The sequence below is a fragment of the Anoxybacter fermentans genome (genome assembly GCF_003991135.1).
Lineage (GTDB): Bacteria > Bacillota > Halanaerobiia > DY22613 > DY22613 > Anoxybacter > Anoxybacter fermentans.
Genome location: NZ_CP016379.1, coordinates 418,734 through 433,908 on the forward strand (window position 1 = coordinate 418,734; position 15,175 = coordinate 433,908).

Below are 15,175 nucleotides of genomic sequence, written 5' to 3' on the forward strand. Positions count from 1 at the left end.
GGTAAGATGCCGAGGGCATTAACTATAGGAAATGGGAATCTTTTAATTAATTTTGATAAAGACTTAAATATGCGAGATCTATACTTTCCCCATGTTGGGGAGTTAAACCATATTGGCGGTCATAAAAATAGCCTGGGAGTCTGGGTTGATGGTCAGTTTAGCTGGACCGATGAATATGGTTGGCAAAATAAGGTTGGGTATCTTAAAGAGAGTCTTGTAACCAAAGCCAATGCCCGTCATGATGGTTTAGGAGTGGAACTTGAGATAAATGACCTGGTTCATTTCCGGGAAAATATATATTTGAAGAAAATTAAAGTAAAAAATCTTTTTGATTGGGAACGGGAGATCAGGATTTTCTTAACCCATGATTTTAGTATTAATGAAACCAATATTGGAGATACAGTTTTTTATGACCCCAGTCTGGATGTAATAATTCAATATAAACGCGATATTTGTTTTTTGATTAACGGGTTTACTGAGACTGGTGATGGGTTTTTTCAATATGCCTGTGGTATAAAACGGTTTGGGGGAGCAGAAGGAACCTGGCGGGATGCAGAAGATGGCTGGTTGGAAGGTAACACCATTGCTCAGGGTTCGGTAGATAGTACTATTAGTTTTAGAGTCAATGTTCCGGGAAAGGATGAAGAGGTGATCTATTACTGGATAGTAGTTGATCGTGGTTTTGAGGAAGTACGGGAAATGAACTCTTATGTCTTAAGCCGCGGGCCAGCTAATCTTTTACAAAAGACAGAGGCTTACTGGAGGGCCTGGGTGAACAAGACAAAAAAAGGGTTTCATAACCTGTCTTCGGAGATTGTTGATCTCTATAAATTAAGTCTTTTAATTGTCAGAACCCAGATTGATAATAATGGTGCTATTATCGCTGCCAATGACTCTGATATTCTTCAATATAACCGGGACCATTACAGTTATATGTGGCCTAGAGACGGGGCACTGGTAGCCTATGCTCTGGATATGGCAGGTTATCCTGAGATTACATCACGGTTTTTTAGGTTTTGTGAGAAGGTTCTGGCTGAGGGAGGATATGTATGGCATAAATATAATCCCGATGGTTCAGTAGGTTCTAGCTGGCATCCCTGGTTTTATAATGGGGAGATTCAATTACCCATTCAAGAGGATGAGACCGCATTGATCCTCTTTGCTTTGTGGCATTTTTATGAATGGTTTCATGATCTGGAGTTTGTAGAATCTCTCTATCAGCCATTGATTAAAAAAGCTGCTGATTTTATGGTGGACTACCGCCATCCCGGATTGAAACTTCCTTTGATGAGTTATGATCTATGGGAGGAACGGCGAGGAATTTTTACCTTTACAGCAGCATCAGTTTATGGTGGATTGATTGCTGCTGCTAATTTTGCTAAACTATTGGGAGATTTAAAAAGATATAACCGATATGCCCAAGCTGCTTCTGAGGTCAAAGAGGCAATATTGACTCATTTATATGACCAAAAGTTAGGACGTTTTATCCGCGGGATTTATCTGGAGGGGGATAATATTCGACGTGATCTAACCTTAGAAAGTAGTTTATATGGGGTTTTTAAATTTGGTGTTTTGCCAGCTAAAGATCCAAAGATGGTGCAGACGATGCAAGCCATCGAGAATGGTCTTTGGTGTAAAACTGAGGTGGGTGGAATTGCTCGCTACACAAATGATTATTATTTCAAAAAAAGTGAGGATATTGCCAATGTTCCCGGGAACCCCTGGTTTATCTGTACAATGTGGCTGGCAGATTGGTATATCGAAATTGCTGAAACTTATGAAGATTTAGAAAAACCACTAAAAATTTTGTATTGGGTAGTTGATCATCAGTGTGAAAGTGGAGTTTTATCAGAACAGATTCACCCATATACAGGAGAACCACTTTCAGTGGCACCTTTGACCTGGTCCCATGCTACACTGATAATGGTGGTAAATAATTATTTGAAGAAATATGCTGAGATTAATCAAAAGTGTTTTATGAAAGTGTAGTTTAGAAAAATGGGAGGGATGGACAGTGGTAGAAAGAAAATTTGTTTTCAAAGGAGAAAAAGGACTGAATGCAGAGATGGCGACGCAATTTGTCCAGATTGCAAGTAAATATACTTCCAGAATTATGATCATATACGAAGATAAAGAGGTCAATGCCAAAAGTATAATGAGTCTTCTGGCACTGGCTATCGCTCCCGGTGATGAGTTTATCATTCGGGCCCGGGGTGAAGATGAAGAGTGTGCTCTTAAGGATTTAGCCAGATTTATAGAAAATAGCGGGTAATGTGCTTAAAGCTAATTTTTGGTTAAACTGCAAAAAGCTAATTTTTCGCTTCTTGAGAAATTATGAAAGAGACAGTGCTGAATTATTAAATCTGTTCAGGCTGTCTTTTATTTTTTTTTGCATTTTTTCGGGATAGGTTATATAATTGAGATTAGATTAGTTTAGTAAAAGGGAAAATCAGGTGAAAGTTGAGGTGGCAATGTGATAAGTTATCAAATCTATTTATGGGTCGGCTTAATGGTATTGGGGCTTATAGATCTCTATTTATCTCGTTATCCCATCTTTCATCCCATTATAATGGTTGCGGCAGCAGGATGGTTCTGGAGTGAATTAAATACCGGCCTTATTGTAGGGGGATTTTTAGAGCTTATTTTTGGAATTGCCCAACTTAAGGGTAATAGACGCTTAAATCTGGTTTTATATGCTGGTGGGCTTGCTATTTATTTAAACCAGGAAACTTATAATATCAATTTGATTTTATGCTTGACTTTGGGACTTTTGCTGGCTCTGGGTCTACAATCATTAATGGAACCGTTGCGAAACTTGCTCAAATGGCTGGTTTTGGGAGTCTTTAGTGGAGCCATTATTATTCTGGTCCACCTGGGAAGAGATTTGTTGGGTCTGATTCCTGCTCAATTTTTGAGTCAAATATCGATAGCAGGGGAAGTTCTGCCCTGGATCTTTTTTGCTTATGCTATCAAAGGATTGATAGAACGAATTGATAATAAAGAGACAGTGCAGGCTATTCCGGCTATTTTGATTGGTAGTGAACTGAATATGGAGCAGTACATTTGGGGCCCCATTGCTTTTATAATTCTCTTTTATCTATTCGATATAGTATTTAGAGGCCGGGAGTTTAAGGTATTGTTATGGATTGATTGGGTCCTTATTGTGATTGGAATTTATATTAATCTTCAGTTTTTTGGTTTTATATGGGTTTTTGCTGGACTTTTGGGTCTTAATCTTTTATTTATTACCCGAAATTTTGCCCCATTGGAAATTTATTTGTTAAATTTTATAGCAGGGATTATACTAAGTCAGGGAGGATTGCTTTATTAAATTACCTGGAATGAAAGAAGGAGGTTATGATGAGAGTAATAGCAGATTTACATACTCATACTTTAAAATGTGGACATGCATACAGTACGTTGAGAGAAATGGCTGAAGGTGCCAGATTGAATGGTATTAAGATTATGGCAACTACAGATCATGGGCCAAATATGCCCGGGGCAGCAAATCTGGATTATTTTCGTCATCTGATCCGATTGCCCGAAGAAATCGAAGGAGTTCGGATTTTAAAAGGAGTAGAGGCCAATATAGTTGGATTGGATGGTAGTCTGGATGTACCTGATGAGATCCTTGCACAATTAGATATAGTTCTGGTAGGGTTTCATCCATTATGCGGGTATGAGGGTGAAAGTGTAGAGGATCATACCAGAGCTATGATTGGAGCGATTAAAAATCCTTTAGTCGATCTGGTTGTACATCCTGGAAATCCTATGTTTCCCATTGATGTAAAACAGGTGGTAGCAGCAGCAATGGAAAATGATGTGATACTGGAGATTAATAATAGTAGTTTTCGCGGTAGTCGGAAAGGAAGTCAAGAGAACTGTTATGCTATAGCTAAACACTGTTTGAAGGAGGGTATCACTGTTTCGGTAGATAGTGATGCCCATATTTCCTTTGATGTTGGGAGATTAGATTATGCCATTAGGTTGGTTAAACAGGTGGGAATGAAACCCGAACAGGTGCTAAATACTTCTGTGGAACGGGTTATGGAATTTGTAAATCGAAAAAGACAGGTTAAGAAAGGATTTTTTAACAATAAATAGGGGGAACAAACTATAAATGACCATATATTTAATTAATGGTAAGATAGTATTGAGGCAGGGGATTCTGGCTGATCATGTACTGGTAATACGGGATGGAAAAATTGCTGAGATGCTACTTACTGATGAGGTCAATGACTTGATTTTAAAGGATCATCAGGTTATTGATCTTAAAGGAGGATATATTTGCCCTGGCTGGATAGACATTCACTGCCACGGAGCAGTTGGCGTTGATGTGATGGATGGAGATATAAAAGGGCTTATGAAGATTGCTCGATTTAAAGCATCTCAGGGTGTTACTGGATTTGTTCCAACGGGAATAACGGCTTCTTTTGATCAGATTGAGAGGGCAGTAGAAGTGGTAGCGAAAGCTACAGAAATAAATGAGGATGGAGCTAAGATTCTCGGTTTTCATATGGAAGGACCATTTATCAATCCGGCTAAAAAGGGAGCACATCAGGAAGAGCTGATTGTACCCTGTGATACAGCCTGGACCAGAAAATTAAAAGTGAATGTACCGGGAAGATTTATAGTAACTGTCGCTCCTGAAACGGAAGGAGCTCTGGATTATATTCGGGAGATGAGGAAAGAAGGAGTGTTGATTGCTGTAGGTCATACTGATGGCACATATGATGATATAAGAGCAGCCTATGAGGCTGGCGCTACTCATGGTGTTCATACTTTTAATGGAATGCGGGGACTTCATCATCGTGAGCCGGGTGTAGTTGGAGCAATTATGGACTTACCTCTTATAGCAGAGGTGATTGTAGATGGTGTTCACTTACATCCGGCAATTGTACGTATTTTAAGTAAGTTAAAGTTGCCTGATAAGATGGTTCTGATTACTGATGCCATGCGGGCAGCTGGGCTTGAAGATGGTGAGTATGAGCTAGGAGGCTTAAAAGTATGGAAAAAAGGAAAAGAGGCCAGGCTAGCAGATGGTACTCTGGCTGGTAGTACCCTGACCATGCAAGAAGCTGTACAAAATGCAGTTCGGATGGTAGGGCTCTCCATTGTTGATGTTATGCAGATGGCAGCTACCAATCCGGCCCGACTTTTGGGGCTTGAAGACCGGAAGGGGAGTATTGAAATCGGTAAAAATGCAGATCTTACTTTACTTACACCTGATCTTGAGGTTAGGGAGACAATAATTGAAGGTCGGGTAGTTTATCAGAAATTTAATTAAAGATTTTACTGTAAAAAGCTAATTTTTCGCTCCTTGAAAAATTTTTCGAACCATCTAGAACTCGATTTCCGCCAAAATAAGGCTTCCTAATCAAAGGGCCCTCCTGGCCCTTAGAACTAGCTCACTACCTCCTGTGATGAGGCCTTATTTCGTTGGAAATTTCGCTAAGATGGTTTAGCGAAAAATTTCTATGTCGCTCAAAATTAGCTTTTTGCAGTTTAATTATAAATAATTTGTAAAAGAGAAGGAGAAGTCCTTTTGAGCTTGTTGATAAACCTTTCTTTTTTAGAGACTTGCTCGTGTACTGCCAGAAAAACTAAATATAATTTCTGAAGCGTATAAGTCAAGGCTGAAGCCAAGGAAGGCGGAAGCCTTGACTTTTAAGGACGCGGAGCCAGGATGGCGGAGCGTCCGGTAGCGGAAGAAATTATATTTAGTTTTTCTGGCCCTCTGTGGGAGCAAGTTATGTGCGCCTCCCCTTTTTTAACAGCCTGAGAAGGAGAAGTCCTTCTCTTTTTTTTATTCAGAGTTTGATGTTTCATCTTTTGAGGTATCATATAGGATTTGATATACCTTGATACATTGTTCAGCCATATCCACCAGATATAGTTTATCCTGATAGATTACAAAATCTGTAGGGAAAAAAGATTCATTTTCAGGATTTATTTTAGTTAGTTCAATGGTGTTTAGAAGCTTTCCGGTTTTAGAATATATTTTTATATATGAAAAAATGGTATCGTCTTTAATCTCACTATCCAGGACAAAAAGATTTTCTTTTTCGTCAAATGCAATGGAACGTGGTTTAATAAACTGATTTGCTTCAGTTCCTGTTTCTTCCCATTCCATTACCAGTTCTCCCTTAGGGTTGATAACTTTAATTTTATTATTATTTGTGTCAGCAATGTAAATATTTCCATCAGAACTTAAAGCTAGACTCAAGGGTTGCCATAAATCTAAGTGTTCGAAGGATTGTTCGATCTGGCCCTGTTGATTTAAAAGCATCAATTTATTGTTATCAGCCAGATAAAATTTTCCTTCTTCGGTGAGAAGTAGGGCTTCTATCCATGAGAAAGATTTATCATTCCACTCCATTTCTAACTCTTTTTTAGAAGAATATTTTAAAACTTTTTTGGCGTTTTCTAATGTAATATAATAATTATTCTTTTGATCAACGGTTATTGTCATGTATTCTCTTTGATTCACCTCATTGGGTAACTCTCCTGTCCATGAAGAAATAAAATTACCTTCAATATTAAAAAATTGAATAGATGGTTTTTTGTCAATGATAATTAATTCACCGGTTCTGGTTAAGGAAATCTGATATGGATAAAATAATTCACCATTGTTCATGCCGGAAATTCCAAAAGAATTAATGAATTGCAGTTCGACGGCAAAGGTGTTTTGGGAAAAGAGTACAGGAAAGATAAAAAGCATGAAAAAGGTTAATGCTATGTGGCTGATTTTCATAGTTTGATTCCTCCTTTCAAAAAAAAGTATAAAATTATTATTCGTTAAAAATATCAAAAATACCTTTAAATAAGAAAATAAAATAAAGAAAGAATATTTTTATAAAATAGCGAATATTTCTTTGAAGACAAGATTTGGTTGAAAGGAGAGAATCTCATGAGGAGAAGATGTCTTATATTCTTTATTCTCATAATCTATCTGGTCTTTTTAAACCAAATAGTATTTAGTAAAAGTTATTCCTCAGGTCCATATAGCAATGGATTGAGAATTACAGAAAATTCTACTTTAACCGGAGGTACTTATGATATTAAAGGGGATTTTACTATTAATTCGGGTGTTACTTTAACAGTGAAAAATACTACTACATTGAATGTTGAAGGTAATATAAATATATTTGGTAAAATTGTAACAGACAAGGTTAAGTTGAATTTAAGCATGATAAGCTCAAATGGAAATATTTTAATTAAAAATAGTATCAATGTTTATAGTGCCCAGGGCTTACCTGGAAGGAATGGTGAGGATAGTTATAATGGATCTAAAGGTGGCGATGGTAAAACATCCAATTTATATCTTATTGCTAATAAAGGTGACATTTTGAAATATTTTGAATATAGGTGGTACAGGCGGAAAAGGTGGAGATGGAGGAAATAGTTATGGAGGACTTTTTTCTGGAGTGGACGGAGGTAATGGTGGTATGGGTGGAACCGGTGGAGATGGTGGGTGGATTGAAGTTATTGCCAAAAAAGGAAAGGTTGAAATAAAAAAGATGGTAAAATCTCTAGGTGGAACTGGTGGCCGTGGTGGAAAAGGAGGAGCTGATGCAAGTATAAGTGGAGGACCAGGAAATGGTGGTGATGGTGGAAATGGTGGAGATGGTGGTCAAATTTTAATCATTGGTCAGGATGTGAAAATTTATAGAGGAGCTGGTTTTGATGTATCTCCAGGAATTGGAGGGGCTGGAGGAAGTGGTGGCGCTCCAGGTACTTCTGGTCCATCAGGTGAAGATGGTGATTCTGGTTCTCCTGGAGAGCCTGGTTCTGTGGAAATAAAGGGTGGAGAAATATTTTACGAATCTTCAAGAATTAAAACTCTTTCTAGTATCTATATTTTACCCTCACAGGCCCATACAAGTATAGAATATGATCAAGTGAAACCGAATAAGCCAGATATTATAAAATTTCCTTATTTTAAAAATAATGAAACTGGCGTATATTACACAAATACTACAACACCGATTATAGAGATTAAGGTTCCAGAAGATAATGGTTTTTCCGAATATGGACTTAAAAGTGGAATTGGAAAATTTAAAGTATGGAGTTTAGAATTAGAAGATGATAATTCAAATATAATAGATAAACCTATAAGAACGTTGAGGTTAGATTTAGATTCTGGATATACAATGCCGCCGAAACCAGATGAAGATGATGTTGTTTATCCTTATCCTGATACTGATACTGAAGATTCAAAAGCTCTTGCTGTTGATGTTGTTCAGGCTTTTGATGAAAGTCAGGTGCAAAATGGGTTTTTCTCTTTTCCACTGGAATGTGTAAAAACAAATACTGTGTTACATTTGAATGTAAGGACATATGACAAATATGATAATTATATAGATTATGTAGATAATGATAGTAACTGGTTAAAAATTTATATTGATACTATTCCACCAGATTCTCCAGATGGTTTACAGTATCAAATTTTTGATGAGACAAAGATAGAATTTGAATGGACTCCGCCAAGAGATACAAGTGGAATAAAAGAATATGATATTAAAATTAATGATAGAATAGTGGCTCAGGGGATTAAGGAACCCAGATATATATATAATGGAGGTTTTAATAAACAGATTAAATTTCAAGTTAGAGCTAGAGACCTGGCAGGTAATGAATCACAATTTTCAGATCCAATAATAGTATATACATATCCAGAGAAAACAAGTATTAAATCTGTAATTACCGGCGGAAACCGTTTTTCGGGTTATACTGCAAGTGTGCAGTTTATCTCGGTTGGCGATAAAGCTGCTGGATATCAAATAAAATATTTTGAAGTTGATAGTAGTGGGAATCGAATTAATAATGAAGAGTTTGATATTATTCGTGATGTGGGAAGTATTAGTACCCCAGCAGGTGGTACTTATAGTTATGTAATTTATAATTTAATTGCCCATAAGAGGTATAAGTTTGCTATTCGAACCTATAACAGTAAACCAGGAGCCCCAAATTACACTGATTGGGTTGAATATGGTCCCGTTCAGGTAAAAAATAATGCTCCTACCAGGGCCACTTTATTATCTCCGGCTGATGGTGAGTATATTAATTGCAATAAAGAAAGTTCTTTTGTTTTAAAAGCAGCAGAAAGTACAGATGGTGATCTTGATTTTCTCTTGTATACTTTTGTTATTAATGGTGAGGAATCTTCAAAGTTTAGGGCTTCTAATGGAGAGGTTATATATAGACCAAACATTGTAGATGGATCTTATGAATGGTTTGTTCGCACATATGACGGATATGATTGTACTGAATCGGAGACAAGAAGATTTATTGTCGATCTAACGCCTCCACTTGCTCCTGAATTTTCGATTGAAAAAGCAGAAATCAAAGAAGATAAGGTTACTCTAAAGAATATTTTAATTCGTGATAATGATGTGGCAAGATTTAGGGTTTGGTCTGATGCAGATAACAGAATAAAAGAAATTAATGTAGCTAACTCATATACACTAACCATTCCCAAAGTCGAAGGAGCACAAAATATTTATATGAAAGCAGTAGATAAGGCGGGTAATGTAAGCAAAACTTCTTATAAGGTTCGGATTATTTATGATATTACTCCTCCGCAAAAACCTTCTTCCATTACTCTTAGTGGAGGTAATCATTCAATTAAAGTAAGTTGGAATGAATGTGCAGACCAATTACCCAGAAGTGGAATTGATATTAGTGGGGTTGGGGGTTATCGAATTAGATACAGGAAATATGGTACTGATAAGTGGACAGAGGTAGATGTGAATACTAATAGTTATTGGATTACAGGAATTGGTGAAAATGATAAGTATGAGGTGCAATTAATGACTGTAGATAAAGCTGGTAATGAAAGTGGGTGGACCAATAGTTATTACGGTTATTCTTTGCCATCAGTGGGTATTTTAAAAGTTTTAGACTTCGGTTATAAATTAACTGATTCAGGGGAATATCAGCATTATGTAGATTTTTCCGTTGACCCTGGTTATTCTGCCAAATACAAAATAATCCGTAAAAACCAGGATACAGGGTTGGAAAAGGAGACTGGTTGGATTGATAGTTCGGTGCAGACCTATCGTGATTATTGTTCTCCCCATGGCAGATATAACTACAAAATAGTTACTCGTAATTCATTAGAAAAGAAGATAGAGGCTGTTTCTTCTGAATGGTATTCTGTAGATATTCCAAATCATCAACCACAGGTACCAGTAAATACAGTTAAAGGTTTTATAAATCAATTACAACCCACATTAGGTTGTGAGCCAGTTTTAGATGTGGATGGTGATGGTCTGACATATTATTATTATATCGAAGAGGATAAAGCAGGAATTAGAAATCCCATTGTTAAATGGGAAGTGGCCAATAATTCAAACATTCTTTATCAACCTATTGTTAACCTTAAGGATGGTTATACCTACTATTATCGAGTTGGTGTAGATGATGGATACTCAATGATTAAGGATGAATATAACAATTTGATTCCTGGTGTGGTTTCAGTAGAAACCAGTTTTGTGGTTGACATAACCGCTCCAGAAATAGAAATTATTCTGCCAGAAGAGCATAGGGATAGTATTTTGAAGGGTGAATTTGTTGATGAGGTTACTGTAATTGTCAAGGCTATTGACAAGAATCCAGCTATTAGTGGGGGTAGTTCCAGCGGTTTAAAAGATCTCTATTATTATTGGAATGGTGATTTATCAACCAAAAGGACAATCTCTTCTGGAGAGTATATTGAAATTCCTCACGGAATTAATACCCTTTATGTGGTTGCGGAAGATAATATAGGAAATAAAACCAGGCCAAAGACAATGGTATTTAAAGTGGATAAAACTGGCCCGGTAATTTCTGATCTTACACTGCAAGGGACCGAATTGAATGGAGTAAAATATACAGTAAGTTCCTCGGAATTATTTGCAACATTCCGTTTGACAGAAGAAGAAACAGAAGTTGACAGAGCTGTGTATAGCATTGTAACTGCAGCTGAACTATCAAATCTGGATAACTTACCGGATGATCGATGGGTTTCTATCTCTATTAAAGAAGGGATTGAAAATTATTATGAGATTGTTGCTCCTTATGATCTAATTGATGGAGAGGAATACTACTTTGTTGTAAAAGCCTGGAACATAGTTGGAAGAGAAACTGTTGCATATTCAGATCCAGTAATTGTAGATAGTTCTGCACCAGAAATTAAATTTAGTGATAGTGAGGGTACTGTACCGGATAAATATAGGTTAACCAGTTTGAGTAATTTAACTCTGGTATGTGAAGTTATAGATTACGGTTCAGGAGTAGCTAAATTGGAGTATGGTCTCTCAGAAGAACTGGATGAGGCAAAAGTAACAAATTGGTGCTCAGACATATCTCAACTTTCAAGTATCTCTCTAGAGGATGGAAAAGAATATCATCTAGTAGTACGGGCAATTGATCATCTGGGATTGAAAAATGTGGAGTTTAGTGTGCCCATTTTAATTGATACAACTCCTCCAGTTTTTAAATCTCTTAAAGGAGGAAATCCAATACCTGGTACAGATCAATATCAGACACAGTGGGATCCAACGTATTTGAAGGTTTATTGGAACATAACAGATGAGAGTAATCTACTTCAAATAAGATATGCTATTGGTATTACTCCTGGTGGTAAGGAGATATCCAGTCAGTTACCGGGTAATGCAAATGGATGGTTTAGTGTTGATAAGTGGAAGAAGGAAATGGATCTGATTATTGATAGTCTTAATTTAGCTGATGGAAGTTATTATGTGACCATTGAAGCAACTAATGAAGTAGGATTGGTTCAAAAACAAACGACAAATCCTATCATAATAGATACTACTTTACCGCCAATGCCAGTAGTTAAAGATGACGGAATCTGTACCGGAAGGAAAGAAATCCACTTTACTGTATCATTCCCGAATGAGAATTTGTTAGATAATCAATATTATTATCAAATAGTTGCTGAAAACGGTAGTGTTGTTTATGGAGAAGTGGAACTTTCCAATCCAAACAATTTACCTGATGTAAGTTTAACTGTTGATGAATCTGATGGCATAACTTTTGAAAATGGTAAAACTTATTATGTGGTATTGGGAGAAAAAGTTAATGGTATATTTACTCCAATTGCTTATAGTGATGGAATTATAATTGATTGGACTCCACCACAGTTTATCAGTTTTAATGATGGAGAATATTTTACAGATGAAAATGTATATTTGACCTGGGATGCTGTGGATGAAGAATCAGGTATTAGCAGTTATTACATTAAAATTGGGACAAGCCGTGGTGGTGGTGAATTAACAGACGGCTGGATTTATCTGGGAACTAAAAACTCAACAGCAGTCCAGGGTCTGGAATTTGGAGATGGTGGATTATACTTTGCTACCATAAAGGCAATCAACAGAGCAGGAACAGAAACTGTGATTATCGGAGATGGTTTTCGTATTGATACAACTTCACCTCCTATACCTAAAGTTTTAACCGAAAGTAACTATACTACCAGGTTGGATACACTGGCAGCCAGTTGGACCTGGACAAAACCAGATACTGGCTCGGGGACGGTCGCCTATTATTATGATTATCTGACTGTTCGAGATTCTACTCAGGCTCAATGGAAACCTGTAGAAAGTATAACTGGGGATCCATTATCGACCAGAATTACTTTGACCAATCTAAATCTTAAAAATGGTACAACTTATTATATTGCGATAAAAGCTGTGGATCGGGTTGGTCTGGAATCGGTTGGCTTAAGTGAAGGAATTATGGCAGATGTGGAGGCGCCGATAACTCCAATCATTGATGATTTGAGAGATTATCAGGACTTTACTGATCAATTAACTGCTCACTTCTATTCCCGGGATGAAGAATCCGGGATCAAAGGTTTTAAATATGCTATTGGAACATTGGATGATGAAACGGCAGTGATGGATTGGAAAGAGATTACCAATCCTGAAGAAACAGTCTCAAATCTTAATTTAGTTGAAGGAGAAATCTATTTCTTTACAGCTCTAGCTACTGATAATGCCGGTCTTAAGTCAGCTAAATCGCGCAGTGATGGAATCTTAATTGATATGCAAAAACCTACTATTGAATATGTACATTCAGAGGGTGAGTACTCAAATAATGGTCGGGAACTGTTCTTTGTCTGGAAAGGAGTTCCCTCATATGCGCCAATTGTAGAATATGAATATTATCTAACTCCAGAAGCTAATCCAACGACTTATGAGTGGAAATCAACCACTCAAGAACAAATTCTCCTTACTGCAGAAAATGAGATCAATTCTCCAACATTTATTAATGGTCAAACCTATTATTTCTTTGTTCGTGCGCGGGATGCTTCCGGTAAAGTTTCTGAGATAGCCAGTGCTCATATTACAATTGATTCTACACCCCCTATTCGACCAGTGATTTTAATGGATGGAGATTATCAATCACAAAATCTGAATTTAAGCTGGAGAAGTAGTGATCCTGAGACACAGATTGCCAGATATCGTTATGGAATTGGTACTGTCCGTGGAGAAGTGGATGTGACCAATGGATGGGTAAATATAGAAGAAACTGGAGAGTATGTCCATATTTATCGGGATGATTTGCCATTAAAACACAACCAGAGATATTATCTTTCAGTTCAGGCGCAGAATAATGCTGGCGCATGGTCTGAAGTAGGATATGATGAAGGTTTTTTAGTTGATTTAATTCCGCCATCTACACCGGAAGTTAAGGGGCCAGGCCATTATTTAAGGAGCAAAACTACCATATCTAATATTACATTCTCTTCAGAGGAAACTGAAGTTGGTATTAAAGCCTATCGTTATCAGATCATTGCAGAGGATGAGAAGGATCAAATTACAACTTTGACGGGTAAAGTAATTTCACTTAATTCAGAAAACAATACCTATGATAAGAGTGTTACAGTTACCTTTGATGCTGAGAATCTTTCTCTTAAAGAAGGAGGCAAATACTATATTGCTGTTCAGGCCCAAAATATTCTGAATATGTGGTCAGATGTTGGATTTACATCAATACCGTTTATCGTTGATACTATACCTCCATCTGTAGCCTTTGTTCGTGGAAATGAAGAGATTGTGACAAATGGTGAGAGTATTGAAATAAAATGGACTACAGACGAGGTTGGTAAAGTATTTTATAGATTAAAGCATCCAGATGGAAGATTTACACCAGAACAGGGTTATCATGAAGAAGAAATTACTGCAATTGGAGAACATACTCTGATTTTTGATCAGACTGAAATAGGTACTTATTATTTCTACCTTTATATGGAAGATATGACTGGTAATATTTCTTCTGAAGTAGTTCAACAGATCAGAGTTAATTCTCCACCGAATATTCAGGTTGGTGATGGTAGATCTGTCTATAAAGGACGGGAATTACGATTGGGTGAGTCAGATTTTGTGGTTACAGACCAGGATGGAACAGTTGAGATTTATGAATGGGATTTTGGTGATGGAACAGCAATTGTAACAACTACAGAACTTTCTGTATCTCATCGTTATACCGAAATTGGAGATTATACAGTGACTTTAACTGTAACCGATAATGATGGAGGAAAAGCATCTGCTGAATTGAGCGTTATTGTAACCAATACACTGGAGGGTGAACTGACTTTAGATGAGACCTGGACCGGGATAATGGAATTGAGAGGAGATGTAATTGTACCTGAAGGAATTACTTTAACTATTCAATCAGGTACTGTGATTGTGGTTCCTAATGGAAAAGGAATAGTGGTAAATGGAACTATAAATTGTAATGGTAGTTATGAAGAAATTAGATTTACTACTACTGACCCTACAGGAACTTATGGTCCTAACCTCTGGAAGGGAATTTATCTTTCCAGCACCAGTCTGGGTTCTGAGTTTCTCAATACAGTAGTTGAATATGCTGAACGGGGCCTGGTTTTGAATCGTCAGGACATTTTGATAAAAAATTCTATCTTTAGAGAAAATGGAATCGGAGTGCATATGTATCAGTCTTCTACTGCTATAAATAATTGTAGATTTGAAAATAACCTCTATTATGGCATTAAAGAAGAAGGAGTCAATACACCAATAATTTGTAACAATATCTTTTACGGAAATGGTATTGCACCATATTATCATCATGAAAAGACATTACTTACGATAGAAGATGTAAATAATCTCTTTGGTTTCGGAAACCAGTAAATGGTTAAGAGGGGGTT

At 36.9% G+C, this 15,175-nt stretch carries 8 protein-coding genes; 7 read left to right on the forward strand and 1 reads right to left on the reverse strand.

The window, feature by feature from the left end; genetic code table 11:
• Positions 1–6: 6 nt before the first annotated feature.
• From BBF96_RS01860 to nagA, 5 genes are all read left to right on the forward strand, one after another.
• On the forward strand, positions 7–1,989 hold the full coding sequence (locus BBF96_RS01860) for a glycoside hydrolase family 15 protein (RefSeq protein ID WP_127015583.1): 1,983 nt from the start codon (positions 7–9) through the stop codon (positions 1,987–1,989).
• Positions 1,990–2,014: 25 nt separating this feature from the next.
• Entirely contained in the window at positions 2,015–2,272 is a 258-nt protein-coding gene (locus tag BBF96_RS01865) for an HPr family phosphocarrier protein (protein ID WP_127015584.1), read from the forward strand.
• 201 nt (positions 2,273–2,473) lie between these two features.
• A complete protein-coding gene (locus tag BBF96_RS01870) occupies positions 2,474–3,331 on the forward strand; it encodes a hypothetical protein (RefSeq protein ID WP_127015585.1) in 858 nt (285 codons plus the stop codon).
• A gap of 29 nt (positions 3,332–3,360) precedes the next feature.
• Positions 3,361–4,104 (forward strand): phosphatase, encoded by a 744-nt coding sequence (locus BBF96_RS01875; RefSeq protein ID WP_127015586.1) that lies wholly within the window; start codon positions 3,361–3,363, stop codon positions 4,102–4,104.
• 16 nt (positions 4,105–4,120) lie between these two features.
• Positions 4,121–5,287 (forward strand): N-acetylglucosamine-6-phosphate deacetylase, encoded by a 1,167-nt coding sequence (gene nagA / locus BBF96_RS01880; RefSeq protein ID WP_127015587.1) that lies wholly within the window; start codon positions 4,121–4,123, stop codon positions 5,285–5,287.
• A gap of 519 nt (positions 5,288–5,806) precedes the next feature.
• Here nagA and BBF96_RS01885 read toward each other — a convergent pair.
• Positions 5,807–6,754: an NHL repeat-containing protein gene (locus BBF96_RS01885; RefSeq protein ID WP_127015588.1), complete on the reverse strand. Its 948-nt coding sequence runs from the start codon at positions 6,752–6,754 to the stop codon at positions 5,807–5,809.
• Between the two features lie 156 nt (positions 6,755–6,910).
• Here BBF96_RS01885 and BBF96_RS01890 point away from each other — a divergent pair, with 156 nt between their 5' ends.
• Together BBF96_RS01890 and BBF96_RS01895 are read left to right on the forward strand one after the other, a co-directional pair.
• Complete coding sequence (locus BBF96_RS01890; RefSeq protein WP_127015589.1) at positions 6,911–7,405, forward strand: hypothetical protein; 495 nt, start codon at positions 6,911–6,913, stop codon at positions 7,403–7,405.
• Entirely contained in the window at positions 7,359–15,158 is a 7,800-nt protein-coding gene (locus BBF96_RS01895) for a PKD domain-containing protein (RefSeq protein WP_127015590.1), read from the forward strand. The genes BBF96_RS01890 and BBF96_RS01895 overlap by 47 nt, the downstream gene beginning before the upstream one ends.
• The last annotated feature ends 17 nt before the right edge of the window (positions 15,159–15,175 follow it).

Bases quoted from the DNA above. Each gene is read 5' to 3' on its own strand.
- BBF96_RS01860 (WP_127015583.1), top strand. From the start codon at position 7: ATGCCGAGGGCATTAACTATAGGAAATGGGAATCTTTTAATTAATTTT.
- BBF96_RS01885 (WP_127015588.1), bottom strand. From the start codon at position 6,754: ATGAAAATCAGCCACATAGCATTAACCTTTTTCATGCTTTTTATCTTT.
- nagA (WP_127015587.1), top strand. From the start codon at position 4,121: ATGACCATATATTTAATTAATGGTAAGATAGTATTGAGGCAGGGGATT.
- BBF96_RS01890 (WP_127015589.1), top strand. From the start codon at position 6,911: ATGAGGAGAAGATGTCTTATATTCTTTATTCTCATAATCTATCTGGTC.
- BBF96_RS01875 (WP_127015586.1), top strand. From the start codon at position 3,361: ATGAGAGTAATAGCAGATTTACATACTCATACTTTAAAATGTGGACAT.